At 69.5% G+C, this 25915-nt stretch carries 29 protein-coding genes; 23 read left to right on the forward strand and 6 right to left on the reverse strand.

Annotated elements, in window-relative coordinates:
* Positions 1–2 precede the first annotated feature (2 nt).
* The 19 genes from KF871_RS04035 (at position 3) to KF871_RS04125 (ending at position 15729) form a co-directional block, all read left to right on the forward strand.
* Positions 3–332 carry a HypC/HybG/HupF family hydrogenase formation chaperone gene (locus tag KF871_RS04035; RefSeq protein WP_291138649.1) on the forward strand — a complete coding sequence of 110 codons (330 nt, stop codon included), beginning with the start codon at positions 3–5 and terminating at the stop codon, positions 330–332.
* A gap of 23 nt (positions 333–355) precedes the next feature.
* Positions 356–817 (forward strand): hydrogenase, encoded by a 462-nt coding sequence (locus KF871_RS04040; RefSeq protein WP_291138651.1) that lies wholly within the window; start codon positions 356–358, stop codon positions 815–817.
* A 37-nt stretch (positions 818–854) separates the two neighbouring features.
* A complete protein-coding gene (locus tag KF871_RS04045; protein ID WP_291138653.1) occupies positions 855–1721 on the forward strand; it encodes a hydrogenase expression/formation protein in 867 nt (288 codons plus the stop codon).
* The gene (locus KF871_RS04050; protein ID WP_291138655.1) at positions 1718–1951 is read left to right on the forward strand and encodes a rubredoxin; all 234 of its coding nucleotides are present in this window, start codon (positions 1718–1720) and stop codon (positions 1949–1951) included. Before KF871_RS04045 ends, KF871_RS04050 begins: the two co-directional genes overlap by 4 nt.
* Positions 1952–2488, forward strand: a complete 537-nt coding sequence (gene hybE / locus KF871_RS04055; RefSeq protein WP_291138657.1) for a [NiFe]-hydrogenase assembly chaperone HybE — start codon at positions 1952–1954, stop codon at positions 2486–2488. It begins immediately after the preceding gene.
* Positions 2485–3564 carry a hypothetical protein gene (locus KF871_RS04060; RefSeq protein ID WP_291138659.1) on the forward strand — a complete coding sequence of 360 codons (1080 nt, stop codon included), beginning with the start codon at positions 2485–2487 and terminating at the stop codon, positions 3562–3564. The genes hybE and KF871_RS04060 overlap by 4 nt, the downstream gene beginning before the upstream one ends.
* Positions 3557–3904, forward strand: coding sequence for a hydrogenase maturation nickel metallochaperone HypA (gene hypA, locus KF871_RS04065; protein ID WP_291138661.1), 348 nt, complete (start codon positions 3557–3559; stop codon positions 3902–3904). Before KF871_RS04060 ends, hypA begins: the two co-directional genes overlap by 8 nt.
* A gap of 15 nt (positions 3905–3919) precedes the next feature.
* Entirely contained in the window at positions 3920–4912 is a 993-nt protein-coding gene (gene hypB, locus KF871_RS04070; RefSeq protein WP_291138662.1) for a hydrogenase nickel incorporation protein HypB, read from the forward strand.
* Positions 4902–6086: a carbamoyltransferase HypF gene (locus tag KF871_RS04075; RefSeq protein ID WP_291138664.1), complete on the forward strand. Its 1185-nt coding sequence runs from the start codon at positions 4902–4904 to the stop codon at positions 6084–6086. The genes hypB and KF871_RS04075 overlap by 11 nt, the downstream gene beginning before the upstream one ends.
* Positions 6077–6313 carry a HypC/HybG/HupF family hydrogenase formation chaperone gene (locus KF871_RS04080; RefSeq protein ID WP_291138666.1) on the forward strand — a complete coding sequence of 79 codons (237 nt, stop codon included), beginning with the start codon at positions 6077–6079 and terminating at the stop codon, positions 6311–6313. The genes KF871_RS04075 and KF871_RS04080 overlap by 10 nt, the downstream gene beginning before the upstream one ends.
* On the forward strand, positions 6310–7473 hold the full coding sequence (gene hypD / locus KF871_RS04085) for a hydrogenase formation protein HypD (protein WP_291138668.1): 1164 nt from the start codon (positions 6310–6312) through the stop codon (positions 7471–7473). The genes KF871_RS04080 and hypD overlap by 4 nt, the downstream gene beginning before the upstream one ends.
* Entirely contained in the window at positions 7470–8591 is a 1122-nt protein-coding gene (gene hypE, locus KF871_RS04090; protein ID WP_291138670.1) for a hydrogenase expression/formation protein HypE, read from the forward strand. The genes hypD and hypE overlap by 4 nt, the downstream gene beginning before the upstream one ends.
* Before the next feature lie 17 nt (positions 8592–8608).
* Entirely contained in the window at positions 8609–9145 is a 537-nt protein-coding gene (locus tag KF871_RS04095; RefSeq protein WP_291138672.1) for a hypothetical protein, read from the forward strand.
* Positions 9142–10602: a sigma-54 dependent transcriptional regulator gene (locus tag KF871_RS04100; protein WP_291138674.1), complete on the forward strand. Its 1461-nt coding sequence runs from the start codon at positions 9142–9144 to the stop codon at positions 10600–10602. Before KF871_RS04095 ends, KF871_RS04100 begins: the two co-directional genes overlap by 4 nt.
* On the forward strand, positions 10599–11594 hold the full coding sequence (locus tag KF871_RS04105; protein ID WP_291138676.1) for a HupU protein: 996 nt from the start codon (positions 10599–10601) through the stop codon (positions 11592–11594). The genes KF871_RS04100 and KF871_RS04105 overlap by 4 nt, the downstream gene beginning before the upstream one ends.
* A gap of 3 nt (positions 11595–11597) precedes the next feature.
* Entirely contained in the window at positions 11598–13055 is a 1458-nt protein-coding gene (locus tag KF871_RS04110) for a nickel-dependent hydrogenase large subunit (protein ID WP_291138678.1), read from the forward strand.
* 6 nt (positions 13056–13061) lie between these two features.
* Positions 13062–14399 (forward strand): ATP-binding protein, encoded by a 1338-nt coding sequence (locus KF871_RS04115; protein WP_291138680.1) that lies wholly within the window; start codon positions 13062–13064, stop codon positions 14397–14399.
* 62 nt (positions 14400–14461) lie between these two features.
* Complete coding sequence (locus KF871_RS04120; RefSeq protein WP_291138682.1) at positions 14462–15223, forward strand: TSUP family transporter; 762 nt, start codon at positions 14462–14464, stop codon at positions 15221–15223.
* Positions 15220–15729 carry a GrpB family protein gene (locus KF871_RS04125; RefSeq protein WP_291138684.1) on the forward strand — a complete coding sequence of 170 codons (510 nt, stop codon included), beginning with the start codon at positions 15220–15222 and terminating at the stop codon, positions 15727–15729. Before KF871_RS04120 ends, KF871_RS04125 begins: the two co-directional genes overlap by 4 nt.
* Before the next feature lie 46 nt (positions 15730–15775).
* Here the strand turns inward: KF871_RS04125 and mrdA are convergent, their stop codons facing one another.
* From mrdA to KF871_RS04145, 4 genes are all read right to left on the reverse strand, one after another.
* Entirely contained in the window at positions 15776–17752 is a 1977-nt protein-coding gene (gene mrdA, locus KF871_RS04130; RefSeq protein WP_291138686.1) for a penicillin-binding protein 2, read from the reverse strand.
* A 151-nt stretch (positions 17753–17903) separates the two neighbouring features.
* A complete protein-coding gene (gene mreD / locus KF871_RS04135) occupies positions 17904–18434 on the reverse strand; it encodes a rod shape-determining protein MreD (RefSeq protein WP_291138688.1) in 531 nt (176 codons plus the stop codon).
* A complete protein-coding gene (gene mreC / locus KF871_RS04140; protein ID WP_291138690.1) occupies positions 18431–19396 on the reverse strand; it encodes a rod shape-determining protein MreC in 966 nt (321 codons plus the stop codon). Before mreC ends, mreD begins: the two co-directional genes overlap by 4 nt.
* Positions 19397–19512: 116 nt before the next feature.
* Positions 19513–20556, reverse strand: a complete 1044-nt coding sequence (locus tag KF871_RS04145) for a rod shape-determining protein (protein WP_291138692.1) — start codon at positions 20554–20556, stop codon at positions 19513–19515.
* Between the two features lie 271 nt (positions 20557–20827).
* On the opposite strand from KF871_RS04145, the gene gatC reads away from it, so the two are divergent.
* The 3 genes from gatC to gatB are packed head-to-tail and all read left to right on the forward strand — an operon-like array spanning position 20828 to position 24080.
* Positions 20828–21127 carry an Asp-tRNA(Asn)/Glu-tRNA(Gln) amidotransferase subunit GatC gene (gatC, locus tag KF871_RS04150; protein WP_291138694.1) on the forward strand — a complete coding sequence of 100 codons (300 nt, stop codon included), beginning with the start codon at positions 20828–20830 and terminating at the stop codon, positions 21125–21127.
* Complete coding sequence (gene gatA / locus KF871_RS04155; RefSeq protein ID WP_291138696.1) at positions 21124–22617, forward strand: Asp-tRNA(Asn)/Glu-tRNA(Gln) amidotransferase subunit GatA; 1494 nt, start codon at positions 21124–21126, stop codon at positions 22615–22617. The genes gatC and gatA overlap by 4 nt, the downstream gene beginning before the upstream one ends.
* Positions 22618–22619: 2 nt before the next feature.
* Complete coding sequence (gene gatB, locus KF871_RS04160; RefSeq protein ID WP_291138698.1) at positions 22620–24080, forward strand: Asp-tRNA(Asn)/Glu-tRNA(Gln) amidotransferase subunit GatB; 1461 nt, start codon at positions 22620–22622, stop codon at positions 24078–24080.
* Here the strand turns inward: gatB and KF871_RS04165 are convergent.
* Both KF871_RS04165 and pyrE read right to left on the reverse strand, forming a co-directional pair.
* Positions 24077–24730: a DUF4124 domain-containing protein gene (locus KF871_RS04165; RefSeq protein WP_291138710.1), complete on the reverse strand. Its 654-nt coding sequence runs from the start codon at positions 24728–24730 to the stop codon at positions 24077–24079. The two genes, gatB and KF871_RS04165, sit on opposite strands and share 4 nt — an antisense overlap.
* Before the next feature lie 40 nt (positions 24731–24770).
* Positions 24771–25472 carry an orotate phosphoribosyltransferase gene (pyrE, locus tag KF871_RS04170; RefSeq protein ID WP_291138712.1) on the reverse strand — a complete coding sequence of 234 codons (702 nt, stop codon included), beginning with the start codon at positions 25470–25472 and terminating at the stop codon, positions 24771–24773.
* A gap of 10 nt (positions 25473–25482) precedes the next feature.
* On the opposite strand from pyrE, the gene KF871_RS04175 reads away from it, so the two are divergent.
* Positions 25483–25915: endonuclease/exonuclease/phosphatase family protein (locus tag KF871_RS04175; protein WP_291138700.1), on the forward strand; the 433-nt coding region annotated here is incomplete at its 3' end.

Raw genomic sequence — 25915 nt, forward strand, 5'->3', positions numbered from 1 at the left:
GCATGTGCATCGGTAACCCCATGCAGGTGTTGGAAGTGAGTCCGGGCCACGCCTGGTGCGCCGACGGCGGCGCGCGCCGCCGCGTGGGCACCGCGCTGGTGGGCACGGTGCGTCCGGGCGACTGGCTGCTGGTGTTCCTCGACGACGCACGCGAGCAGCTCTCGCCCGAGCGCGCCGCCGAGATCACCGCCACGCTGGCCCTGGTGGCCGGGGCGCTGCAGGGCGCCAGCGCCGACACCGCGGCCTTTGATCTGCCCTCGCGCCACAGCGCCGAGCAACTGCGGGCACTCACCGGTGCCGGCCAACCCATCCACCCACGAACCGGCGCTTGACAGGCGTTTGAGGAGATCGCTGCATGACCACGACCACCAACATCATCGATGAGCAGGCACCGCCGCTGATGCGCCGGCTCGCGCGCGAGCTCGATGCCCGCTGGGTCGACGCCGACAGCGTCACCGCCTGGAGCGCCGAACCCGGCGATCGCGTGCTGCTGCTGGCGGGCGACCCGGTGCGCTTTCCCGAAGGCCAGGACGTGGCCGCCGTGCTGCCGGAGCTGCACAAGGCCTGCGCCGCGCGCTTTGCCGTGGCCGTTGTGCCGCGCGAGCAGGAAGACGCCGTGGCCCGGCGCTACGGGTCGCAGCGCTGGCCGTCGCTGCTGTTCTTTCGCGACGGCCAGTACGTCACCGCCATCGCCGGCATGCACGACTGGGACGTCTTCGTCAAAGGCGTCGACGCCGCGCTGCGCATGCCGCCCTCGCGCCCGCCCACCATCGGCATCCCCGTCGTCGATGCCCGCCGTTCGGACGGCTGCCATTGAGCCGTCCCGCCCTCGATCACTTCGCGAAGCCCTTGCCATGAAACCCATTGCCATCCCCGTCGTCGCGCTGGGCGCCGGCGCCCACACCGAAGACGAGACGCTGGACTACGTGCAGATGCCGTCGGACATGCGCACCTACCAGCCACCCACGCTGCCCGAGCCGGACACCATGGCCCGCTGCCCCGGGGCGCAGCGCACCCTGCAGGCCGTGCTGGCGCAGCTGGCGCTGGCCATCGATACCGGCCGCACCGGCGCGCAGGTGCCGCTGATGAACCTGCCCGCGGCCGACCTGCGCGTGATCAACCAGATGCTGGGCGAGGGCGAAGCCAGCGCGGTGGTGGACGGTCTCGACGGTGGCCTGCAGCTGCGCATCCAGGAGTCGGTGTTCGCCGGTATCTGGCGCGTGATCACCTGGCGTGGCGACGAGCGCATCGACGACGTGATCGAGGTCGGCCCGGTGCCCCAGGCCCTGCGCCGTGTGGCCGAGGCCGACGCCGACAGCAGCCTGCGCCCCTGGCACGGCGCGCTGCCGCCGCAGGTGCAGAACGCGCCCATGCTGGTCGACGAGATCCACGACCAGGTGCGGCGCTGGCGGCCCGGTGACACGCCCTACGTCGTCAACCTCAGCCTGCTGCCGGTGACGCCCGAGGACATCGGGTTTCTGGACCACCGCATCGGCACCGGTCGGGTGCTGCTGCTCTCGCGCGGTTATGGCAACTGCCGCATCACGAACGCGCGCTTGCCCAACTGCTGGCGCGTGGTGTACTACAACTCCATGGACAAGGTGATCCTCAACACCGTCGAGGTGGTCGACATGCCCGAGATCGCCATGGCCGCGACCGAGGACCTGCGCGACGCGCACGAACGGCTGCTCGACCTGGTGCGCTACCTGGAGACCGCATGAACACCGGCGCGTTCGAGGGCTTCGAGGGCTCCTACCTCGGCAACCGCGAGGTGCTGCGCCCGGTCTCGCGGCTCGAATGCAAGATCTGCTGGTGGGTCTATGACCCGGCGCTGGGCGATCCGGTGTGGCAGATCGAGGCCGGCACCGCGTTCGCCGACCTGCCCGCGCACTGGCGATGCCCCAACTGCGACGGCGATGCGCAGCAGTTCATGTTGCTGCCCGAGGCCTGAATGAACACGCTGGTGAACCCGCCCGCCGATGCCGCGCGCCTCGCCACGCGGGTCGACGCGCTCGTGGCGTTCTACCTGCGCGTGCAGCGTGAGCGCATGCAGGACGTGCCGCTGCTGCACCCCGGCCTGCAGGTGCAGGCGGTGGGCTTTGAGTGGGCGGCCGTTGTCGACCAAGGGCCCGATGCCGGCGAAGCACGGGTGGCCGAAGGGGTGCTGATCACGCCGTGGTTCATGAGCCTGGTGCGCCTGCCCGAGCCGGTGCTGGACCTGCCCGCGCGCGTGGGCCTGAAGGTCACGCGCGACTTCGGGTGTGAGCGCTTCGACTTTCTTGGCGCGCACGATGCGGCGCCGGGGTATCACGAGACCTGTGCGCTGTTCTCGCCCATGGGCCGTTTCGCCTCGCAGGCGGCGGCGGTGGACACCGCACGCGAAGCGCTGGCCCTGACGCGCCCCCGAGCGAGCGCCGCACCGAGCGCGCCCGCGGTCCCTTCGCGCCGCGCCTTTCTGGCGGGGCGCCCATCGGCGGTGGCGCGATGAGCCCGAACCTGGCCGGCGGTTTGCACCTGTACCCGGGGCGCCCCGTGCCGACGGGCATCGTCGGCGGGCGCCCGGTGGGTGGCGTGGCGCTGGGCAGCGGGCTGGCGGCGGTCTCGCTGCCGGACGCCCTGGCCGCGGTGTTCAACCTGTGCGGCCATGCGCACCGCCTGTGCAGCCAGCAGGCACTGCAGGCGCTGGCACTGCCAATGGCCTGTGCCGACGATGAGGTCGCTTCCGGCCTGCGGCGCGAGACCGCGCTTGAACACACGCGGCGCATTGGCCTGGACTGGCCGCGCCTGCTGGCGCCCGAGGCGGGCCTGCACGGCGCAGCCATCGACGCACTGCGGCGCTGCCCGCTCAATGCGCCGGGCACCGTCAGCTGGGCGGCCCTGTCCGGATGGCTGTCCAACGAGTGCCTGCGCATGCCGGCGGCGCAGTGGCTGGCGCGCTGGCAGCGCGCGGGCGTGTCGTGGCTCAAGGGCTGGAGTGCCGGGCGCGAGGGTTGGCTGGCCAGCCTGCTGCACGAGGCGCAACCCGCCGACGTTGACTTGCCCTGGCAGGGGGCGCAGGCGCTGCACGCCGGCAACGTTGATGCCCAGCGTCTGGACGCCGCCATGGCCGCCGCCCGCGACGGCGATTGCACGGCCTGGGCCGGCCGGCCCGTGCACACAGGCCACTGGTGCCGCGCCAGCGCGCAGGCACCGGCCCCCACCAGTGCCTGGGGCCTGCTGGGCAGTCGCCTGGCCGAACTGGCGCAACTGGCCACGCTGGAACCCACGCAGCCCTTGCCCCTCGCATGGGGCGCGCAGCGCACCGGCGAGCGCAGCGCGATCGCCTGGGTCGAGATGGCGCGTGGCCTGCTGGTGCACCGCGTGGTGCTCGACGCCACGGGCACGCGCGTTGCGCAATGCCAGGTGCTGGCGCCCACCGACTGGAACTGGCACCCCGAGGGTGTGGCCGCGCAGGCGCTGGCGGCGCTGCGTGGGTCGTTGCAAGGTGTTCAGGCGCGGCTGCTCGTCGCCGCCTTCGACCCCTGCCTGGCGGTCGAGATCGCGCGGGAGGACGGCCATGCATGAAGCCAGCCTTGCCGGGGGCGTGCTGCAGCTGGTGGAAGACGCCGCGCGCCGTGAGGGTTTCAGCCGCCTGCTGGCCCTGCGCCTGCAGGCCGGGCAGCTGTCGGGGGTGGACGTGCGCGCCCTGCGTTTCGCGCTCGACGCCCTGGCCCCCGGCACGCTGCTCGACGGCGCGAATATCCAGATCGAGGAACCCCCTGGCCAGGCCTGGTGTCTGGACTGTGCCGTGACCGTGGTCATGGCGCGCCGGGGCGACGCCTGCCCGCAGTGCGGCGGCCACCACCTGCACGCCACCGGCGGGCAGGAATTGCGCGTGCTCGACATGCGCGTGAGCGACGAATGACCGAAGGAGACAGCCATGTGTGTCGTATGCGGATGCAGTGAAACCGGGGCCGGGCAGCCGGCCCACCACACCCACCATGCCCATCACCCGCAACCCGGTGAACAGGCCGGCGAGCTGCACTTCGGTGCGGGCGCCGCGCGCGTGTCGGTGCCGGGCCTGAGCCAGGAGCGCGCCTTGCGCATTGAGACCGACATCCTGGGCGCCAACGACCGGGTGGCCCGCGACAACCGGGTCCATTTCGCGGCCCATGGCGTGACGGCCCTGAACCTGGTCTCCAGCCCGGGCTCGGGCAAGACCACGCTGCTGTGCGCAACCATCGATGCCCTGCGCCAGCGCGACCCGCAGCGCCCGGTGATGGTGATCGAGGGCGACCAGCAGACCAGCTTCGACGCCGAGCGCATCCGCGCCACGGGCGCACCGGCGATCCAGGTCAACACCGGCAAGGGTTGCCACCTCGATGCGCCCATGGTGGCCGAGGCCTTTGCCCGCCTGCACGAACACGGCGATGGCCACGGCCACCCACATACCCATTCGCACAGCCATGCCCACGCTGGCGCACTGCTGTTCATCGAGAACGTCGGCAACCTGGTCTGCCCCGCCGTGTGGGACCTGGGCGAAGCCGCCAAGGTGGCCGTGCTGTCGGTCACCGAGGGCGAGGACAAGCCGCTTAAGTACCCTGACATGTTCGCCGCGGCGCGCCTCATGGTGCTCAACAAGATCGACCTGCTGCCGCACGTGCGCTTTGACGTGGCGCGCTGCGTGGCGCTGGCGCGTCGCGTCAACCCGGCGATCGAGGTGATCCAGCTCTCGGCCACCACGGGCGAGGGCATGGACGCCTGGCTGCACTGGCTCGACCACGCCAGCGGCCATGCCCACGATCACGGACACGACCATGCCCACGACCACGCACCCGCCGAGGCACGCGCCTTGCGCGAGCGTGTGCAGCAGCTCGAACGCGAACTGGCGCAGGCCCAACAGGCCCTGAGCGCGCAAGGTCATGCAGCCTGACCCATCCGTCGCGGTGCTGGCCTGCGGGGCCTGGCTCAAGAACGCGGCCTGCCTGTGGCTCAACGGGCGCGCGCACTGGTCGCCGGTGCACGGCGATCTGGGGGAGCCGGGTGCCTGCGAAGCGCTCGACGCCTCGCTGCGCGCGCTGATCGCGCAGGCCGAAGCGGCGGGCACGCCGGTGCAGCGCATCGCGCACGACCTGCACCCCGACTTCTTCAGCACGCAGCTGGCACGGCGCCTGGCCGATGAACTGGGCGTGCCCGCGATCGGCGTGCAGCACCACCACGCCCACCTGGCGGCGGTGCTGGCCGAACATGGCCTGCACGAACCGGTGGTGGGCCTGGCCCTGGACGGCGTGGGTCTGGGCACCGATGGCCAGGCCTGGGGTGGCGAGCTGCTGTGGTTGCACGCAGCCAACTGGCGGCGCCTGGGGCATTTGCGGCCGCTGGCCCTGCCCGGTGGCGACCGCGCCGCGCGCGAGCCCTGGCGCATGGCGGCCAGCGCTTTGCATGCGCTCGGCCGTGGCGCCGAAATTCCTGCCCGCTTTGCGCCGCTGGTGGGCGAGCCGCTTGCACGCGGTGTGCAGCAGCTGCTCGATCGTGGGCTGCAGTCGCCGCCCAGCACCGGCGCCGGCCGCTGGTTCGACGCCGCCGCCGCCGCGCTGGGCCTGTGTGTGCGCCAGCAGGACGAGGCCCAGGCGCCAATGGCGCTGGAGCAGGCCGCTGCGCGCGCGCTGGCCGCCGGTGTGCCAGTGACGCACCAGGTGCGCGATGTGGGGCCAGAGCAGGTGCTCGACTGGCAGCCCCTGTTGTCGCCGCTGTTCGATGTCCTGCCCCGCGATGTCGATCGCGCGGCACTTGGCTTTCACCTCGCGCTGGCCGACGCCCTGGTCGCCTGGGCCGTCACCGCCGCGCGTGTGCAGCGGGTGCGGCACGTCGCGCTGGGCGGTGGCTGTTTCTTCAACCGCATCCTGAGCGAGCGCGTGACCCAGGGTCTGCGCGACGCAGGGCTGCACGTGCTCACCACGGGCGGGCACGGCTGCGGTGACGCCGGTCTTGCCCTGGGGCAGGCCTGGGTGGCCGCCCATACCCCGCCATCCGCGCTGCCCGCCCTGCCTGCGCAGACCGCGCCCGCTGCGTCCAACGTCGACAAGGAGATCGCCCCATGTGTCTAGCCATTCCCGCTCTGCTGGTCCAGCGCGGCCCCGGTGATCAGGCCGTGGTCGACCTGGGCGGCATCCGCAAACCGGTCAGCGTGGCGCTGGTGCCCGACGCCCGCGAAGGCGACTACGTCATCGTGCACGTGGGCCACGCGATCGGCGTGGTCGACCCCGAGGAAGCGGCGCGCACCCTGGCCCTGTTCGCCGAGCTGGGCCACACACCCACGGAGACATCCGCATGAAGTACATCGACGAATTCCGCGACGGCGCGCTGGCGCGCCGCATCGCCGACGGCATCGCGGCCGATGCGGAACCGGCACGCAACTACCGCTTCATGGAGTTCTGCGGCGGCCACACCCACGCCATCGCCCGCTACGGCGTGCTCGAGTTGCTGCCGCCCAACCTGCGCATGATCCATGGCCCGGGTTGCCCGGTGTGCGTGCTGCCCATCGGCCGCGTCGACATGGCGATCGAGCTGGCTTTGAAGCACGACGTGACGCTGTGCACCTATGGCGACACGATGCGCGTGCCGGCCTCGGACAGCCTCTCGCTCATGCGCGCCAAGGCGCGCGGTGGCGACATCCGCATGGTCTATTCCGCGGCCGATGCGCTGGCGCTGGCGCGCCAGATGCCCGAGCGGCAGGTGGTCTTCTTTGCCATCGGCTTCGAGACCACCACGCCGCCGACCGCGCTGGTGATTCGCGACGCCGCCCGTGACGGCGTGCCGAACTTCAGCGTGATGTGCAACCACGTGCTGACGCCGCCGGCCATCCGGGCCATCCTCGACGGCGCCGACGCCGGCGAGACCTCGACCATCGACGGTTTTGTCGGCCCCGCGCACGTGAGCATCGTGATCGGCTCGGACCCCTACGCGCGGTTTGCGCGCGAGTACCGCAAGCCGGTGGTCATCGCCGGCTTCGAGCCGCTGGACGTGCTGCAGGCGATCCGCATGCTGGTGCGCCAGGTCAACGAAGGGCGCGCCGAGGTCGAGAACGAATTCACCCGCGCCGTCACCGCCGACGGCAACCTGCACGCGCAGGCCCTGATGGACGAGGTCTTCGAGCTGCGCGAGGCCTTCGAGTGGCGCGGCCTGGGCACCATGCCGTCATCGGCGCTGCGCATCCGCGAGGCCTACCGCGACTTCGACGCCGAGCACCGTTTTGGCCTGGCCTATCGCAGCGTGCGCGACAACAAGGCCTGCGAGTGCGGCGCCATCCTGCGCGGCGTCAAACGCCCGCAGGACTGCCGCATCTTCGGCACCGTGTGCACGCCCGAGAACCCGATCGGCTCGTGCATGGTGTCCAGCGAAGGGGCCTGCGCCGCGCACTACACCTACGGCCGGTTTCGCGACATCGCGGTGGTCGGTGAAGCGGCCGGTCATGCCGAGGAGGTGACGCCATGAAGATCGATCACGACAACCCGCCTGGCGCGGGCACCCAGGTGGCTTCGGCGACCCGGCCGGTGAAAGCCGGCTACACCCGTGCGCTCGACATTCGCCACGGCGTGGTCGACATGAGCCACGGCGCAGGCGGCAAGGCGGCGGCCCAGCTCATCGCGGAGCTGTTCGCGCCGGAGCTGGCCAACCCGTTCCTCGGTCAGGGCGACGACGGTGCCGCGCTGCCCCTGCCCGGGTTCGACCCGGCCGGTGGCGAGCTGGTGATGGCCACCGATGCGCACGTGGTGTCGCCGCTGTTCTTTCCGGGCGGCGACCTGGGTTGCCTGGCGGTGCACGGCACCATCAACGACGTCGCCATGCTGGGCGCGCGCCCGCTGTACCTGAGCGCGAGCTTCATCCTCGAAGAGGGGTTTGCGCTGGCCGATCTGCAGCGCCTGGTGCGCTCCATGGGGCGCGCCGCGGCCGAGGCGGGCGTGCCCGTCGTCACCGGCGACACCAAAGTGGTGGAGCGCGGCAAGGGCGACGGGGTGTTCATCAGCACCACCGGCGTCGGCGTGCGCGCGCCGGGCCTGGCCATTGGCGGAGCGCAGGCCCGCGCGGGCGACGCGATCCTGGTATCGGGCACGGTGGGCGACCACGGGCTGGCGGTGCTGTCGCAGCGCGAGTCGCTGGCCTTTGACACCACCATCGTCAGCGACACCGCGGCCCTGCACACCCTGGTGGCCGACCTGTTGGCCGCTGCACCCGGTGGCGTGCGCGTGCTGCGCGACCCCACGCGCGGCGGCCTGGCCACCACGCTCAACGAAATCGCGCAGCAGTCCGGCGTCGGCATGCGGCTGCAGGAGGCCGCCATTCCGGTCACGCCGCAGGTGGACGCCGCCTGCGAGCTGCTGGGCCTGGACCCGCTGTACGTGGCCAACGAAGGCAAGCTGATCGCGATCTGCGCGCCCGAGGCGGCCGAGGTCGTGCTGGGCGCGATGCGCCGGCATCCGCTGGGGCAGCAGGCTGCGCGCATCGGCACGGTCACGACCGACCCGCACCATTTCGTGCAGATGGACACCCGCTTTGGCGGACGCCGCGTGGTGGACTGGCTCAGCGCCGAGCCCCTGCCGCGCATTTGCTGACACCGATCGGAAGCGGCTTGGCCTATCGCAAGACCGAGGCAGGGCGCGCGGCCATTGCGCAACGCAGCCCGGCGCTGACACCCGCCCTGCGGCGCGTGCTCATCGTCGTCAACGGCGCCGAAGGGGCCGCCGCGCTGGCGGCGCTGGGCGTCCCCGATGTCGAGCTGCACTTGCAGACCCTGTTGCGCGACGGGTTGATCGAGGCGGTTGACGTGGCGGTGACTGCGCCGCCTGCCACTACGCCCGCACCGGTGTCCGAGTCAGTGCCCGAACCGCCGCCGGTGATCGACGCGCTGGCCTTGCAGCGCCTGGCCCTGCAGACGCTGGCGCCCCATTTCGGGCCCGACACGCCGCGCGTGATCGAGCCCTTGCGCCAGCCGCACACCGTCACCAGCGCGCGCGCGGCGCTGGACGACATCGCCTCGCGCCTGGCCATCTACATGGGGCGGCGCCAGGCCGGCCAGATCCTCAGTGCCTTGTACGCGCTGATCGAGGAGGCCACTCCTACAATGCCGACGACCCCTCAACGTTCTTCCAACGGCGCCCCCAAGTGACCACTTCGCATGTCCATGACATCCTGCCGACCGTGCTGGTGGTCGACGACGAAGTGCGCTCCCAGGACGCCATGCGCCGTACGCTCGACGAAGACTTTGTGGTCTTCACCGCCAGCAGCGCCGACGAGGCGCTGGAGCTGCTGGGCCGCCAGGAGGTCAACGTCATCCTGTGCGATCAGCGCATGCCGGGCACCACCGGCGTGGCCTTTCTGCGCGTGGTGCGTGAGCGCTGGCCCGACACCGTGCGCATCGTGATCTCGGGCTACGCCGACAGCGAAGACATCATTGCCGGCATCAACGACGCCGGCATCTACCAGTACATCCTCAAACCCTGGTCGCCGGACCACCTGCTGGAGGCCGCGCGCAACGCGGTGGAGGCGCAGACGCTGCAGCGCCAGACCAGCCGGCTCGACCTTGAGTTGCGCACCAGCACCCGCGTGCTGCGCCACCGCACCGCGGCGCAACTGGCGCAGGCGCGCAGCGTCTTCGACTTCGACCGCATCGTGCGCGCCAGCGGCAGCCCCATCGAGCACGTGTGCCGCCTGGCTGAGCGCGCGGCGCGCTACGACATCCCGGTACTGGTGCTGGGCGAATCGGGCACCGGCAAAGAACTGCTGGCCCGGGCCATCCACTACGCCTCGCCGCGCCGGGGCGGCCCGTTCGAGGTCGAGAACTGCGGCGCCATTCCCGACGCGCTGCTCGAGTCCGAGCTGTTCGGTCACAAACGCGGCGCCTTCACTGGCGCCTTCGAAGACCACGTCGGCCTGTTCCAGCGCGCCAACGGTGGCACGGTGTTTCTCGACGAGATCGGCGAGACCTCACCGGCCTTTCAGATCAAGCTGCTGCGCGTGCTGCAGGAGGGCGAGGTGCGCCCCGTGGGCGCGGCCCGCCCGGTGCCGGTGGACGTGCGTGTGATTGCCGCCACCCACCGCGACCTGGAGCAGGGTGTGCGCGACGGGCAGTTCCGCGAGGACCTGTACTACCGGCTGGCTGGCGTGTCGCTCACGGTGCCGCCGCTGCGCGAGCGGGTGGCCGACATCGTGCCGATTGCGCGCCAGCTGGCCAACGACGTGGCGCGCGAGCTCGGGCACCCGGGGGTGACGCTGGCCGACGACACGCTGGCCTGCCTGCTCGCCTACCCGTGGCCGGGCAACATCCGCGAGCTGCGCAACGAGATCGCCCGCGCCATGGCTCTGCACGACGGTGCCACCCTGCCACCGGCGGCCTTCTCGGCGCGCGTGTTGCAGGGGCGTGCGGCGGTGCCAGGCAACGACGCCATGGCCGGCGTGCCGCAAACGGGCACGCTGGGCGACCGCCTCGATGTGGTCGAGGCCGCGTTGCTGCGTGAGACGCTGTTGCGCCACCGCGGCAACAAAACGCGCGCAGCGCAGGAGCTGGGTCTGTCGCGCGTCGGGCTGCGCGCCAAGATGCAACGCCTGGGGCTGCAAGAGCCATGAACGTGCTCTGGCTCCAATCGGGTGGCTGCGGCGGCTGCAGCATGTCGCTGCTGTGCGCCGACACCGCCGACTTTCAAGGGCACCTGCGCGCCGCTGGCGTGAACCTGCTCTGGCACCCCTCGCTGTCGATGGCCAGTGGCGACGAGGTGCTGGGCCTGCTCGATGACGTGCTCGACGGCAGCGTGCGACTGGACGTGCTGTGCGTTGAAGGCTCGCTGCTGCGCGGGCCGAACGGGAGCGGGCGCTTTCACCTGATGGCGGGCACCGGCGTGCCCATGATCGACTGGGTGCGCCGCCTCGCTGCCGTGGCCGGGCACGTGGTGGCGGTTGGCAGTTGTGCGGCCTGGGGTGGCGTCACTGCGGGCGGCGACAACCCCACCGACGCCTGCGGCCTGCAGTACGAGGACGATCGCCCGGGTGGTCTGCTGGGCGCCGACTTTCGCGCGCGGGAGGGTCTGCCGGTGATCAACATCGCCGGCTGCCCCACGCACCCCAACTGGGTCACCGACACCTTGATGGCGCTGGCGGCGCACAGCTTCACCGAAGCCGACCTCGACCCGCTGCGCCGCCCGCGCTTCTACGCCGACCAGCTGGTGCACCACGGCTGCACCCGCAACGAGTACTACGAGTTCAAGGCCAGCGCCGAGAAGCCGTCCGACCTGGGCTGCATGATGGAGCACATGGGCTGCAAGGGCACGCAGGTGCACGCGGACTGCAACATCCGGCCCTGGAATGGCGAGGGCAGTTGCACGCGCGGCGGCTACGCCTGCATCGCCTGCACCGAGCCCGGCTTTCAGGAGCCGGGCCACCCGTTTCACCAGACGCCCAAGCTGGCGGGCATTCCGATCGGGCTGCCCACCGACATGCCCAAGGCCTGGTTCGTGGCACTGGCTTCCCTGTCCAAGAGCGCCACGCCGCGCAGGGTCAAACAAAACGCCACCGCCGACCACCTGGTCGTCAAGCCCGCCGTGCGCAAGACGCGGCTGGGGTAGGGCATGAGCCGCCTGCTGGTCGGACCGTTCAACCGCGTCGAGGGTGACCTGGAGGTCAGCCTCGACGTGCAGGATGGCCGCGTGCGCTCGGCCGAGGTCAACGCCACCATGTACCGCGGCTTCGAGCAGATCCTGCGCGGCAAGGTGCCGCACGACGCGTTGGTCTACGTGCCGCGCATCTGCGGCATCTGTTCCGTGTCGCAATCGGTGGCGGCGGCGCGCGCGCTGGCCGACCTGGCCGGGGTCGAGGTGCCGCCCAATGGGCTGCACGCCACCAACCTCATCCTGGCCACCGAGAACCTGGCCGACCACCTGACGCACTTCTACCTGTTCTTCATGGCCGACTTCGCCCGGCCGGTCTATGCGCCGCACGCCTGGCATGGCGAGGCCCTGCGGCGCTTCGCACCCGAGGACGGCGAACAGGTGCGCCTGGCCACCGCCGCGCGCCAGCGCTGGCTCACGCTGCTGGGCACGCTGGGGGGCAAATGGCCGCACACCCAGTCGGTGGAGCCGGGCGGCTCCACGCGACCCATCGACGCCGCCGAGCGGGTGCGCCTGCTGAGCAAGGTGCGCGAGTTCCGCATGTTTCTCGAGCGCGAATTGCTGGCGTGTGGCATTGAGGAGTGGCTCGACCTGGCCAGCGAGGAAGCGCTGTGGCAATGGCACGCGCGCGACCCGTTGCGCGGCGACCTGCGCTTCTTCCTCACGCTGGTGCGCGACCTCGGGCTCGACGCGCTGGGCCCGGGGCCCGGGCGCTACCTGAGCTATGGCGCCTACGCCAGACCCGAGGGTGGCCACACCTTTGCGCAAGGCGTGTGGCGCGGCGATGCGCAACGGCTGGACGCGCTGGACCCGGGCGCCATCACCGAAGACGCCACCCGCGCCTGGCTGGCGCAACCCGAGACCGCGTTGCACCCCTGGCGCGGCGTCACCCTGCCCGACCCGGACAAGGCGGGCGCCTACACCTGGAACAAGGCGCCCCGCCTGGATGGGCAGGTGGTGGAGACCGGCGCCATTGCGCGCCAGCTGGCCAGCGGCCAGGCGCTGGTGCGTGCGGCGGTCGCGCGCTGTGGTGGCACGGTCTACACCCGCGTGCTGGCGCGGGTGCTCGAGCTGGTGCGGGTGGTGCCGCTGATGGAGCAGTGGCTGCAGGCCTTGCGCCCCGACGCGCCGTTCTGCGCCAGCCTGGCCTTGCCCGACGAAGGGGCCGGCGTCGGCCTGTCGGAGGCCGCGCGCGGTGCCCTGGGCCACTGGCTGGTGGTGCAGGGTGGGCGCATCGCGAACTACCAGATCGTGGCGCCCACCAGCTGGAATTTTTCGCCGCGCGATGCCGCGGGCGTGCCCGGCGCGCTGGAGCGCGCGCTGCAGGATGCGCCGGTGCGCGAGGGCGAGAAGACGCCGGTGGCGGTGCAGCACATCGTGCGTTCCTTCGATCCGTGCATGGTGTGCACGGTCCACTGAGCCGCCATGCCCACCGAACGCCGCCCACCCAGCCCGATGCCCGTGGCCGACCTCGAAGGGGTCGATGAGTCCACCTGGCTGGACGTGATCCAGCGCATGGACGAGGTGTACACGCGGCTGATCGACGACGAGATCGAGCTGGAGAAGAAGAACACGGAGCTGGAGCAGTCGCAGCGCTTCATCGTCAGCGTGCTCACCTCCATGTCCGACGTGCTGGTGGTGTGCGACGAGCGCGGGCAGATCGAACAGGCCAACGCGGCCCTCTGCGAGCTGGTGGGCCAGAGTGAAGCGGCGCTGCGCGGCACCAGCCTGTACGGCCTGCTGGCGGACGAGGCCAGCGTGGCCCTGGCGCGCGCCGCCATGGAAGGCGCACTGCTGGCGCCCGCCGGTGGCGCGATCGAGCTCAACCTGAAGGACCGCCATGGCCAGCCGGTGTCGGTGGATGCCAGTGGCACCGCCCGCGTGGGCGGGCAGGGGCGGCGCCTGGGCACGGTGTGGGTGGGGCGCCCCACCGCAGAACTCAAGCGCGCCTACCAGGAGATGCGCACCGCACACGAGGCGCTCAAGCGCACGCAGCAGCAGCTGTTGCACTCCGAGAAGATGGCCTCGCTGGGGCAGCTCGTGGCAGGGGTGGCGCACGAACTCAACAACCCGATCAGCTTCGTGCTCGGCAACGTGCATGCCTTGCGCAAATACTGCGATCGCCTGCAGACCTACCTGGACGCGGTGCACGCTCAGATGCCCCTGGCCGAGCGGCAGCAACTGCGTGAGCGGCTGCGCATCGATCACGTGGTGGGCGACCTGCCCTCGCTCATCGACGGCACGCTCGAAGGCGCCCAGCGCACCGCGGACATCGTGCATGCGCTCAAGCGCTTCTCGGCCATGGACCCCGACGAGCGCAAACCGGTGGACATGTCCCTTGTGGTCGATCGGGCGATCCACTGGGTGCAGAAGGGACGGGCCTTGCCGCCGCGCGTGGTCTGGCAGCCGGTGTCCGACTGCGTGGTGATGGGCAGCGCCGGCCAGTTGCAGCAAGTGGTGATGAACCTGCTGCAAAACGCCTTCGATGCGCTGGCGCAATCGCCGCAGCCCGAGGTCACCGTGACTTTGCGGCGCGAGGGCGCTCAGGTGCTGCTGAGCGTGCGCGACAACGGCGCGGGCATCCCGCCCGACAACCTGCGCCGCATCTTCGACCCGTTCTTCACGACCAAGCCGGTGGGCAAGGGCACCGGTCTGGGTCTGTCCATCAGCTACGGCATCGTCGAGCAACACGGGGGCAACCTGGTGGCGCGCAACGCCGATGGCGGTGGCGCGGCGTTCGAGATGAGCCTGCCGGCGGCCTGAGCCTGAGGGCATGGCCCTTACCGGGCGCGTCACGCGCCGCTGCGGCGACAATCGTTGCCGCCATGGAATTGCTGCTCGCCTCTGCCGCCTCTTTGCTGGCCGGCTTCATCGATGCGATCGTGGGCGGGGGCGGGCTGGTGCTCGTACCGGCCATGTTCGCCATCTTTCCCAACACCCACCCGGCCACGCTGTTCGGCATCAACAAGGGGGCGGCCGTCTGGGGAACCGGGGCGGCCGCGGTGCAGTTCGCGCGCCGGGTCGACATGCCCTGGGCGTCGTTGCTGCCGGCGGCGGCGCTGACCTTCGGCGGCGCCATGCTCGGCGCCTGGACGGTGACGGTCGTGTCGCCCGACTACCTTCGCCGCGTGCTGCCGCTGGTGCTGGGCGCGGTGCTGGCCTACACCCTGATGCGCAAGGAACTCGGTCGCGAGCACATGCCCACCATGGCCGGGCTGCGTCAGACGCTGGTGGCCTGCTGCATGGGCGTCACCATCGGCTTCTACGACGGCTTCTTCGGCCCGGGCACGGGCAGCTTCTTCGTCTTTCTGTTCGTGCGTTGGCTGGGTTTTGACTTTCTGCACGCCAGCGCCAGCGCCAAGCTGCTCAACACCGCGTCCAACCTGGCGGCGCTGCTGCTGTTTGCGATCAAGGGCCACGTCTGGTGGCACTACGCGCTGGTGATGGCGGTGGCCAACGTGGTGGGCAGCGTGGTGGGCACGCGCCTCGCACTCAAGCATGGCAGCGGCTTCGTGCGAGCGGTCTTCATTGCCGTGGTGAGTGTGCTGATCGCCAAGACAGCGTACGACGCCTGGTTCACCCCATGAGGGACGCGCCCATTTCCCTGGTGGCGCCTGACTCGGCCTGGCCGGCGATGTTCGAGGCCGAACAGGCACGCCTTAACGAGGTGCTGGGCGAATGGTTGGTGGGCGAGCCGGTGCACATCGGCAGCACCGCCGTGCCGGGCCTGTGGGCCAAGCCGGTGATCGACATCATGGCGCCGGTGGCCAGCCTGGCCGCCGAGCGGCCGGCCATCGCCGCAGCCGCTGAGCTGGACTATGTGCACTTCCCGTACCGGGCCGAGCTCATGCACTGGTTCTGCAAGCCCTCACCGGCGCAGCGCACCCACCACCTGCACCTGGTGCCGATCGACGCGCCGCTGTGGCGCGAGCGTCTGGCCTTTCGCGACGCCTTGCGCGCCAACGCCACATGGCGAGGCGAGTACGAGGCCCTCAAGCGCGAGCTGGCTGCGCGCCATGCAAACGACCGCGAGGCCTACACGGATGGCAAGACGGCGTTCGTGCAGCGTGTGCTGCGAACCTGCGGCGTGTGAGCCATCGCCGGTGCCGACATTTGCCGGTGGCTTTTGACCGACGACCCTACTGCGCGTCGGCCAGCGGCACGGTGGGCGCGGGGGGCCATGGCACGTCGTTGACGTTGCGGGGCGTGCCGATGGGCGAGGCCGCCTGCCCTTGCTGGACCGCGGCAATGTCCTGCTCGCTCGGGTACTGGTCAAGCAGCAGGTAGTCGAACACGCGGCGCGCGATGGGTGCGGCAGCGGCGGCGCCGAAGCCGGCGTTTTCCACGATCAGGGCCACCACCACGCGTGGCGCATCGACCGGCGCAAACGCGAGGTAGAGCGAGTGGTCGCGCTGGTGCTCCTCAAGCTTCTTGGCGTCGTAGCGGTCGCGCTGGCCGATGGTCACCGCCTGCGCCGTGCCCGTCTTGCCGCCGCTGGCGTAGGGCGCGCCGGCAAACACACGCGTCGATGTGCCCTCGGTCGTCACGGCCTGCATGGCGTCGAGCACGACCCGCACATTGGCGGGCTTGAAGTTGAGCGACTCCGGCGCCGGTTGTTCGACCGGTTCGGTCTCGCCGGTGAGCGGGTTGCGTTTGGCCAGCGTGAGGTGGGGCACATGCTTGACGCCGCCACTGGCCAGCGTGGCCATGGCGTTGGCCATCTGCAGCATGGTGAAGTTGTTGTAGCCCTGGCCAATGCCGAGCGAGACGGTCTCACCGGCGTACCAGCGCTGCTGATCGGGGCGCTTGTAGGTGTCGCGCTTCCATTGCTGGCTCGGCAGCACGCCGCGCAGTTCGCCCTTGAGGTCGATGCCGGTGATTTGCCCCAGCCCGAGCGGTTTCATGAAATCGTGGATCGCGTCCACGCCCATCTCGTTGGCCAGCGAGTAGTAGTAGACGTTGCTCGACTTGATGATGCTGCGGCGCATGTCCACCGCCCCCAGGGCGATGTCGCCATGGCTGCGGAAGCGGTGGTTGCCCAGCACCCAGTAGCCGGGGTCGTTGATGACCGTCTCGGCCTTGCGTGCCCCGGTTTCCAGCGCGGCCATGGCCATGAAGGGCTTGTAGGTGGAGCCCGGCGGGTAGCTGCCGCGCAGGGCGCGGTTGAGCAGCGGCTTGTCGATCGATTCGTTGAGCGCGCGCCAGTTGTCGACGTCGATGCCCTCGACAAACAGGTTGGGGTCGAAGGTGGGCTTGGACACCAGCGCCAGCACCTCCCCATTGCGCGGGTCGATGGCCACCAGGGCACCACGGCGATCGCCGTAGAGGGTTTCGATCAGGTGCTGCAGCTTGGCGTCGATGGTGAGCACGACGGTGTCGCCAGGGGTGGGTGGCGTGGCCGCCAGCGAGCGCACCGCACGGCCACCAGCCGATGTCTCGACCCGCTCGAAGCCGGTGGTGCCATGCAGGGTCTGCTCGTGCTGCTGCTCCACACCGAGCTTGCCGATGTACTCGGTGCCGCGGTAGTTGGCCTGCTCTTCCTCCGGCCAGTCGGCGATCTGGTCTTTCTCGCGCTGGTTGATGCGGCCGATGTAGCCCACCACGTGGCTGGCCGACTCGCCGTTGGGGTAGCTGCGCAACAGGCGCGCCTGCACCTCCACTCCGGGGAATCGGTAGCGCTGCACCGTGAAGCGCGCGACTTCCTCGTCGCTCAGCTTGGTGCGGATGGGCAGCGAGTCGAAGCTGTGGGATTCTTCGCGCAGCTTGCGAAAGCGGCGCTCGTCGCGCGGGCTGATCTCGACCAGCTCGCGCAAGCCGGCGATGGTGGCGTCCAGGTCGTCGACCTGCGCCGGCGTGATCTCGAGCGTGTAGGCCGAGTAGTTGCTGGCCAGCACGCGTCCGAAACGGTCGGTGATACGGCCGCGATTGGGCACCACCGGCAACACCGAGGTGCGGTTGCTCTCGGCCTGCGCCACATAGGCCTCGTGCTGGATCACCTGCAGCCAGATCATGCGCGCGCCAACCAGCCCGAACGCGAACAGGATGGCCAGCGCCATCACGATCACGCGGGTGCGAAAGTGCGCGAGGTCGGCCTCGACGTTGCGCAGTTCAGTCATGTCCGAACCTCTGGCTAGACATGTAGTTGCTTGCACAGACGTGCTCTGCCCCAGGGGCACCGCGGAACCGGCTTGGCCGGGCCGCTGGTGCCGCCCCCCTCCCGCCATGGGCGAGAGAGGGGGGAGACGCGAAGCGGCGCGGGGGGAGCATTTATATGGGCCGGTTGTCGTCCGGGTCGGGGGCGCGGCGCTGCGGTGCCAGCAGCATGACCGTCACCACCGGCCAGAGCAGGGCTTCGACCAGGGGCGCCAGCAAGTGGTTCCAGCCGGGGAACACACCACCGGCCAGCAGGCGCACCACGAGCGACAGGACGGTGGCCACCACGAACAGCGGCAGCACCTGCAGTGCCTGCTGCGGCACCGGGAACCACAACAGGCGCCGGTGCATGGCGATCGCACCGAAGGTCATGGCCGTGTACGCCAGACCGTGCTGACCGAGCAAAGCGCCCTGGTGCACGTCCATGGCCAGGCCGAAGAAAAAGGCCGTGCCGACGCCGATACGCAGTGGCTGGTGCACGCACCAGAACACGATCACCACCGCCAGCACGTCGGGCACCCAGGCGGCGCGGCCGAACAGGCCCATGTTGAGCAACATGTTCAGCGCCAGCGCGGCGATCAGGCTGAACCAGATGAAGACGGGGTTGGCGGGCAGCAGCAGTTGCTGACCGGGACGCATGATCATGGCGCGGTCCCCTTGCTGGCCCCTTTGGTGGTCTCTTTAGCGGCTTCTTTACCGGCCGGTTTGCCCGGGCCCGCGGGCGGCGCGTCGGCCGTGGGGGCGGGGGGTGGCTCACCCGTGGGCGTGAGCACCAGCACGTGCAGGGCGCTCTCTACATGCGCCAGTGGTTCGGCCACCACGCGCAGGAAGGACGAGCCAGGGTTGCGCTCGACCAGGGTGACCCTGGCCACCGGCAGGCCGGGGGGGTACACCGCGTCGACGCCGCTGGTGGTCAGCAGATCGCCTTGCGCAATGTCGGTGCCGACCGAGGTGTAGCGCAGCTCCAGCCCGTCGCCGGCCGAGGACGGCTGGCCGTACACCAGGCTGCGCACGCCCGAGCGCGCGTTGAGCACCGGAATCGCCTGGGCGCGGTCGACCAGCAGGGTGACCTCCGACAGCAGGGGGTAGACACGGGTCACCTGCCCGAGCACGCCGGACTCGTCGATGACCGGCGCACCAGGCAATACGCCGTGGGTCTGGCCGCGGTCAATGAAGACGCGGCGCGAGAACGGGTCGGCGGCGTCGTAGAGCACTTGTGCCCCTTCGGCCTTGGCGCCAATGCGTTCGCGCATGGCCAGCAGGGCGCGCAGGCGCTTGTTTTCCTGTTCCAGCTGTTCGACCTGCGAGCTGCGCAGGGCCTGCGTGGTGAGGCGGCGCAGCGCGTCCAGCTCACTTTGCTGGGCGCTGTGCAGCGTCTGGAAGTAACCCCCGACGGCCTGCACCACCTGCACCGGCTGCAACACCGCCCATTGCACGGGGTACAGCGCCGTGGCCAGCGTGGCGCGCACCGGGTCGGCAATCCGAAAGCGCAGGTCGGCCACCATGAGAAACAGCGACACCGCGCTGAACACCACCAGCTTGGACAGCGCCGACGGGCCCTGCTTGAAGAAGGGCGGTGGGGAGCGATCGAGGGTGCCTAATGGCATGAGGGGAACGGCTGATGACGAGTGACGAGTGACGAGTGATCGGGAACCAGTCCTGTTGCCATGACGTCATGCCCGGCGCAGCCGGCGTCATCTGTCATCCGTCATGCGCCACCCGCTCACTCGTTGGTGAAGATGGTCCCCAGGCGTTCCATGCGCTCCAGGGCCATGCCACAACCGCGCACCACGCAGGTCAGCGGCTCTTCGGCCACCAGCACGGGCAGGCCGGTTTCTTCGGCCAGCAGACGGTCCAGGTCGCGCAGCAGCGCGCCGCCGCCGGTGAGCATCATGCCGCGCTCGGCGATGTCGGCACCCAGTTCGGGCGGGGTCTGTTCCAGTGCGTTCTTGACCGCGCTGACGATCTGGTTGAGCGGTTCGGTCAGGGCTTCCAGCACCTCGTTGGAGCTGATGGTGAAGCTGCGCGGCACACCTTCGGACAGGTTGCGGCCCTTGACTTCCATCTCGCGCACTTCGGAGCCAGGGAAGGCGGAGCCGATTTCCTTCTTGATGGCCTCGGCCGTGGGTTCGCCGATCAGCATGCCGTAGTTGCGGCGGATGTAGGCAATGATGGCGTCGTCGAATTTGTCGCCGCCCACGCGCACGCTGCCTTTGTAGACCATGCCGCCCAGGCTGATGACGCCCACCTCGGTGGTGCCGCCGCCAATGTCGACCACCATGGAGCCCGAGGCGTCGGACACCGGCAGGCCGGCACCGATGGCCGCGGCCATGGGTTCTTCGATCAAATAGACCTCGCTGGCGCCGGCGCCCAGGGCCGACTCGCGGATGGCGCGGCGCTCGACCTGGGTGGAACCGCAGGGCACGCAGATGATGATGCGCGGGCTCGGCTTGAACATCGAGCGCGGGTGCACCATTTTGATGAACTGCTTGAGCATCTGCTCGGTGACAGTGAAGTCGGCAATCACGCCGTCCTTCATCGGGCGGATGGCCTCGATGTTGCCGGGCACCTTGCCCAGCATGGCCTTGGCCTCGTGGCCCACGGCCTGGATGGTCTTCTTGCCCTGCGGGCCGCCTTCATGGCGGATCGACACCACCGAGGGCTCGTCGAGCACGATGCCCTTGTTGCGCACGTAGATCAGGGTGTTGGCGGTGCCAAGGTCGATGGCCAGGTCGGTCGAGAAACTCCGACGGAACGCTTCAAACATGGTGGGTGAATCCTGTGGGGTGCGTGCGCTCGCGCAGGCGCCTGCAACCGGGGGTGGGGCCGAAGGATTGGCCGGGCATCGGGGCTTAAGTGTTTGATTCGAGCGCGAAAACCGGGCGCAAATGGGCCCATCGCTGAACGCAGGATAATACCTGACTCCCTGTGTACAACCGCACGAAAACCGGCCGTTTTGCCCCGCAGACGGCGCGTTTTGCATTCGGTTGCCGGTGGGCCGCGCTCATGGTGCGGCGCACCCAACGCCCTCCAGCACCATGTCCCTGACCCTTCAAGACATCGGGCGCATCGCCAACCTGGCGCGCCTCGAACTGAGCACCGAGCAGAGCGAGCGCATGCGCGACCAGCTCAACGGCTTCTTCGACATCGTCGAGCAGATGAAGGCCGTCGACACCACCGGCGTCGAGCCGCTGGCGCACCCAACCGCCGTGATGGAAGACGTGGCGCTGCGGCTGCGCCCCGACGTGGCCAGCGAGCCCGATCGGCGCGAGGCCAACCAGCGCAGCGCCCCGGCCGTCGAACGCGGCCTGTTCCTGGTGCCGAAGGTGATCGAATGAAGCCGATTCACGAACAAGGCGTGGCCGAGCTGGCCCAGGCCATCGCCGAGGGACAGACCAGCAGTGTCGAGGCCGCGCAGCACCTGCTAGAGCGCGCGAAGCAGCATCAGCACCTGGGCGCCTGGCTGGCCTTCGACGAAGACGCCACGCTGGCCCAGGCCAAAGCCGCCGACGCCCGCATTGCGGCGGGCGAACGCACACCGCTGCTGGGCGTGCCGATGGCGCACAAGGACATCTTCGTCACGCGCGACTTCCCCACCACCGCGGGCTCGAAGATGCTCGAGGGCTACCGCAGCCCCTTCGACGCCACCGTCGTCTCGCGCCTGGCGCAGGCCGGCGCGGTGACGCTGGGCAAGCTCAACTGCGACGAGTTCGCCATGGGCGGCAGCAACCAGAACTCGGCCTACGGGCCGGCGCGCAACCCCTGGCACACCGACCACGTGCCGGGCGGCTCGTCCGGTGGCACGGCGGTGGCGGTGGCCGCGCGATTGTTGCCAGCGGCCACCGGCACCGACACCGGCGGCTCCATCCGCCAGCCTGCCAGCTTCTGCGGCGTCACCGGCATCAAGCCCACCTACGGGCGCTGCTCGCGTTACGGCATGGTGGCCTTTGCCTCGAGCCTCGACCAGGCTGGCCCCATGGCCCGCAGCGCGGCCGACTGCGCCACGCTGCTGACCGCCATGGCCGGCCCGGACATCGACCGCGACTCGACCAGCCTGGACCACCCCGCCGAGGACTACGCCCGCCTGCTGGGCCAGCCCTGGCAGGCCGGCGCGTCCACAGCGCAACCGCTCAAGGGCCTGCGCATCGGCCTGCCCCAGGAGTTCTTTGGTGACGGCGTGGCCGCCGACGTGATCGCGCCGGTGCGCGCGGCGCTGGCCGAGCTGGAGAAGCTCGGCGCCACGCTGGTGGACGTCTCGCTGCCGCGCACCGAGCTGGCCATTCCCGTCTACTACATCATTGCGCCCGCCGAGGCGAGTTCCAACCTCAGCCGCTTCGATGGCGTCAAGTTCGGCCACCGCGCCGCGCGGTACGACGACCTGCTCGACATGTACAAAAAGTCGCGCAGCGAGGGCTTCGGGCCCGAGGTGCAGCGCCGCATCATGATCGGCACCTACGTCCTCTCGCACGGCTACTACGACGCCTACTACCTCAAGGCGCAGCAGATCCGCCGCCTGATCGCACAGGACTTCCAGCAGGCCTTTGCCCAGTGCGACGTGATCGCCGGGCCGGCCGCGCCCACCGTGGCGTGGAAGATTGGCGAGAAGGCCGATGACCCGGTGGCCAACTACCTGGCCGACATCTTCACCCTGCCCGGCAGCCTGGCCGGCCTGCCTGGCATGAGCGTGCCGGCCGGCTTCGGCGCGGGCGGATTGCCCGTGGGCCTGCAGCTGCTGGGCAACTACCTGAAAGAGGCCGAGCTGCTGCAGGTGGCGCACGCCTTTCAGCAAGCCACCGACTGGCACACGCAATCGCCGGAGGGCTTTTGACCATGAGCAGCCCGAAACTCACCTCCCTGCTGGTGCAAGGCTACGAAGTCGTGATCGGCTTCGAGACGCACACCCAGCTCGCCACGCAATCCAAGATCTTCAGCCGCGCGCCCACGGCGTTCGGCGCCGAGCCCAACACCCAGGCCTGCGCGGTCGACCTGGCCCTGCCCGGCACCCTGCCGGTGATGAACCGCGAGGCCGTGGCCTGCGCCATCCGCTTCGGCCTGTCGGTGGGCTCGCACGTGGCCGAGCGCAGCGTGTTTGCGCGCAAGAACTACTTCTACCCTGACCTGCCCAAGGGCTACCAGATCAGCCAGTACGAGATCCCGGTGGTGCAGGGCGGCTCGGTGAGCTTCTTTCTGGGCGACGAGAAAAAGACCGTGCGCCTGGTGCGCGCGCACCTGGAGGAAGACGCCGGCAAGAGCCTGCACGAGGACTTCATCGGGCAAAGCGGCATCGACCTCAACCGCGCCGGCACGCCGCTGTTGGAGATCGTCACCGAGCCCGACATCCGCTCCAGCGCCGAGGCCGTGGCTTACGCGAAAGAGCTGCACAAGATCGTCACCTGGATCGGCATCTGCGACGGCAACATGCAGGAAGGCTCGTTCCGCTGCGACGCCAACGTCTCCGTACGCAAGCCCGGCCAGCCGCTGGGCACGCGCCGCGAGATCAAGAACCTCAACAGCTTCCGTTTCATGCAGCAGGCGATCGACTACGAGATCCGCTGGCAGATCGAGGAAATCGAAGACGGCCGCGCGATCGAGCAGGCCACCGTGCTGTTCAACCCCGACACGGGCGAGACACGCGCCATGCGTACCAAGGAAGACGCGGCCGACTACCGCTACTTCCCCGACCCGGACCTGCCGCCGCTGGTGATCGCGCCCGAATGGGTGGAGAGCACGCGCGCGCAGATGACCGAGCTGCCCCGCGCCATGGCGGCGCGCTTCGTGCAGGACTACGGCCTGCCCGAGTACGACGCCACGACGCTCACGCAAAGCAAGGCCATGGCGGCCTACTTTGAAGCCGTGGCCCAGGCCAGCGGCCAGGCCAAGCTGGCCAGCAACTGGATCATGGGAGAAATGTCGCGGCGCCTGAATGCCGGCGAGATGGCGGTGGAACAGGCACCGCTCACCACCGCACAGCTGGCCACCATGCTGGCACGCATCGCTGACGGCACGATCTCGAACAATGCTGCCAAACAGGTGTTTGATGCCTTGTGGCAAGGCGAGGGCGGCGATGTGGACGCCATCATTGAATCCAGGGGCCTCAAACAGATGAACGACTCCGGCGCGCTGGAGAAAATCATCGACGAAGTCATTGCAGCCAACCCCGACAACGTGGCGCAGTTCAAGGCCGGCAAGGACAAGGCGTTCAACGCCCTGGTGGGCCAGGTCATGAAGGCCAGCAAGGGCAAGGCCAACCCCCAACAGGCGACCGACCTGCTGCGCGCGCGCCTGGGCTAACGCGCTGTAGTCACGGGCGGAGACACCGGCAGCGCCGGTACGACGCGCTGGGCCGCCCATAGCTGCCGAAGTTGTGCCAGCTCTTCGTCGAAGCGCTGATGGATGCGGCGCTTTTCCTGGTCCTGTCCGGCAATGAAGCGGCGCTGCTCCTGCACACCCTCGTCGTTTTCGGCCAGTTGGCGGCGCAGCAACATGGGGGCTTTGGCCGGGTCCTTGCGGTAGAACTCCATCTCCAGGTCCAGGGTCTTGCGCCGGGCCTGCAGTTCGGCGATGCGCTGGGTGGCCGTGGCGGTCACTGCATCGACCTGCGCAATGGCCAGGGCGCGCTCGGCATCGTGGGCCGCCTTGTCAGGGTAGCGGGCCACCAGGACGCGTTCGCGCTTGCGCTCATCGGCGATGCGGTTGCGCTCTTCCTGCTCCTTGCGGCGCTCCACTTCCCGTGCCGCCCGTTCATGTTCGGTGAGCGTGGGGCCGATGACGCGGCGCACGGTCCCCGTGGGGCTCAACTCGCGCTGCTCGCGGTCGATGCATTCCGGAATGGGCCGGTCGGACGTGAGTTTGCGCCCCTGTTTGTCCACACAGGTGTAGATGCTCTGGGTATTGGCCGGTGCCGCCTGGGCAGCCACAAGCCCGCACAGCCCTGCCAGCAGCCCCCCAACCCACCATCTCAACACCGGTCTTTTCAATGGATTACCCTTCATCGACGCCATATTGCTGGCGATAGGCCAGCACCTTTTCGCGATGGGCCGCCATGGCGGCGCTTCCCTGCGCGTCCGACAGGTAGAGCAATAAGTCTGCCAGTGTGGCAATGGCACACACCTGCAGTCCCAGCTGCTGGCGCACATACTGCACCGCACTGTGCGATACATCGCGCCCATTCTCGGTGGCTTTTTCCTGGCGGTCCAGTGCGATGGCCACGGCATGGGGCGTGGCCCCGGCGGCCTGGATCAGCGCGATCGACTCGCGAGCAGCCGTGCCGGCGGACATCACATCGTCAATGATGAGCACCCGTCCGCGCAGCGGCGCACCCACCAGCGTGCCCCCTTCGCCATGGTCCTTGGCCTCCTTGCGGTTGTAGGCAAAGGGCACATTGCGGCCCTGCCGGGCCAGTTCCACCGCCACGGTGGCTGCCAGCGGGATGCCCTTGTAGGCCGGCCCGAACACCATGTCGAACTCGATGCCGCTGGCCAGCAGGGCTTTTGCATAGAATTCTGCCAGGCGGCCAAGCTTGCGGCCATCGTCGAAAAGCCCGGCATTGAAGAAATACGGGCTCAGGCGTCCGGCCTTGGTCTTGAATTCGCCAAACCGCAGGACACCGGACTCCACGGCAAACTGCACAAAACCCTGCGCCAGATCGTTTCCTGATTCGGCATGCGCGCCAACATCCACCATGGGGAATTCCTTGTTCAGATTAACCAGCCTCAATCTCAACGGCATCCGCTCAGCCACCAGCAAGGGCGTGGAGCAATGGATCGCCGATACCGGGCCGGATTGTATTTGTGTACAGGAGGTCAAGGCGCAGGCCGCCGACATCCAGGGCCGCTTCGACCGTCTGGCAGGCTTGCAGGGACATTTCCATTTTGCCCAGAAAAAGGGCTACTCGGGCGTCGGTATTTACACCCGGCATGAGCCCAGCGAAGTGATCGCCGGATTCGACGGCGGCGAGTTCGACACCGAAGGCCGCTACGTTGAACTGCGCTTTGACACCCCGGCGCGCAAGCTGTCGATCATCAGCGCCTATTTTCCCAGCGGCTCCTCGGGCGAGGAGCGCCAGCTGGCCAAGTACCGTTTCCTGGCCGCCTTTCATCCCCACCTGATGCACACCAAGCGGGAGC

It is taken from the genome of Hydrogenophaga sp., from assembly GCF_019635465.1.
GTDB lineage: Bacteria > Pseudomonadota > Gammaproteobacteria > Burkholderiales > Burkholderiaceae_C > Hydrogenophaga.

What these genes read in the sequence shown, in the direction of transcription:
- gatB (WP_291138698.1), top strand. Translation starts at nt 22,620, where the DNA reads ATGAGCAGCCCGAAACTCACCTCCCTGCTGGTGCAAGGCTACGAAGTC.
- KF871_RS04040 (WP_291138651.1), top strand. Translation starts at nt 356, where the DNA reads ATGACCACGACCACCAACATCATCGATGAGCAGGCACCGCCGCTGATG.
- hypB (WP_291138662.1), top strand. Translation starts at nt 3,920, where the DNA reads ATGTGTGTCGTATGCGGATGCAGTGAAACCGGGGCCGGGCAGCCGGCC.
- hypA (WP_291138661.1), top strand. Translation starts at nt 3,557, where the DNA reads ATGCATGAAGCCAGCCTTGCCGGGGGCGTGCTGCAGCTGGTGGAAGAC.
- KF871_RS04110 (WP_291138678.1), top strand. Translation starts at nt 11,598, where the DNA reads ATGAGCCGCCTGCTGGTCGGACCGTTCAACCGCGTCGAGGGTGACCTG.
- KF871_RS04120 (WP_291138682.1), top strand. Translation starts at nt 14,462, where the DNA reads ATGGAATTGCTGCTCGCCTCTGCCGCCTCTTTGCTGGCCGGCTTCATC.
- pyrE (WP_291138712.1), bottom strand. Translation starts at nt 25,472, where the DNA reads ATGGTGGATGTTGGCGCGCATGCCGAATCAGGAAACGATCTGGCGCAG.
- KF871_RS04045 (WP_291138653.1), top strand. Translation starts at nt 855, where the DNA reads ATGAAACCCATTGCCATCCCCGTCGTCGCGCTGGGCGCCGGCGCCCAC.
- KF871_RS04075 (WP_291138664.1), top strand. Translation starts at nt 4,902, where the DNA reads ATGCAGCCTGACCCATCCGTCGCGGTGCTGGCCTGCGGGGCCTGGCTC.
- hypE (WP_291138670.1), top strand. Translation starts at nt 7,470, where the DNA reads ATGAAGATCGATCACGACAACCCGCCTGGCGCGGGCACCCAGGTGGCT.
- mreC (WP_291138690.1), bottom strand. Translation starts at nt 19,396, where the DNA reads ATGCCATTAGGCACCCTCGATCGCTCCCCACCGCCCTTCTTCAAGCAG.
- KF871_RS04080 (WP_291138666.1), top strand. Translation starts at nt 6,077, where the DNA reads ATGTGTCTAGCCATTCCCGCTCTGCTGGTCCAGCGCGGCCCCGGTGAT.
- mreD (WP_291138688.1), bottom strand. Translation starts at nt 18,434, where the DNA reads ATGATCATGCGTCCCGGTCAGCAACTGCTGCTGCCCGCCAACCCCGTC.
- KF871_RS04050 (WP_291138655.1), top strand. Translation starts at nt 1,718, where the DNA reads ATGAACACCGGCGCGTTCGAGGGCTTCGAGGGCTCCTACCTCGGCAAC.
- KF871_RS04115 (WP_291138680.1), top strand. Translation starts at nt 13,062, where the DNA reads ATGCCCACCGAACGCCGCCCACCCAGCCCGATGCCCGTGGCCGACCTC.
- hypD (WP_291138668.1), top strand. Translation starts at nt 6,310, where the DNA reads ATGAAGTACATCGACGAATTCCGCGACGGCGCGCTGGCGCGCCGCATC.
- KF871_RS04145 (WP_291138692.1), bottom strand. Translation starts at nt 20,556, where the DNA reads ATGTTTGAAGCGTTCCGTCGGAGTTTCTCGACCGACCTGGCCATCGAC.
- KF871_RS04060 (WP_291138659.1), top strand. Translation starts at nt 2,485, where the DNA reads ATGAGCCCGAACCTGGCCGGCGGTTTGCACCTGTACCCGGGGCGCCCC.
- gatC (WP_291138694.1), top strand. Translation starts at nt 20,828, where the DNA reads ATGTCCCTGACCCTTCAAGACATCGGGCGCATCGCCAACCTGGCGCGC.
- hybE (WP_291138657.1), top strand. Translation starts at nt 1,952, where the DNA reads ATGAACACGCTGGTGAACCCGCCCGCCGATGCCGCGCGCCTCGCCACG.
- KF871_RS04035 (WP_291138649.1), top strand. Translation starts at nt 3, where the DNA reads ATGTGCATCGGTAACCCCATGCAGGTGTTGGAAGTGAGTCCGGGCCAC.
- KF871_RS04105 (WP_291138676.1), top strand. Translation starts at nt 10,599, where the DNA reads ATGAACGTGCTCTGGCTCCAATCGGGTGGCTGCGGCGGCTGCAGCATG.
- mrdA (WP_291138686.1), bottom strand. Translation starts at nt 17,752, where the DNA reads ATGACTGAACTGCGCAACGTCGAGGCCGACCTCGCGCACTTTCGCACC.
- gatA (WP_291138696.1), top strand. Translation starts at nt 21,124, where the DNA reads ATGAAGCCGATTCACGAACAAGGCGTGGCCGAGCTGGCCCAGGCCATC.
- KF871_RS04125 (WP_291138684.1), top strand. Translation starts at nt 15,220, where the DNA reads ATGAGGGACGCGCCCATTTCCCTGGTGGCGCCTGACTCGGCCTGGCCG.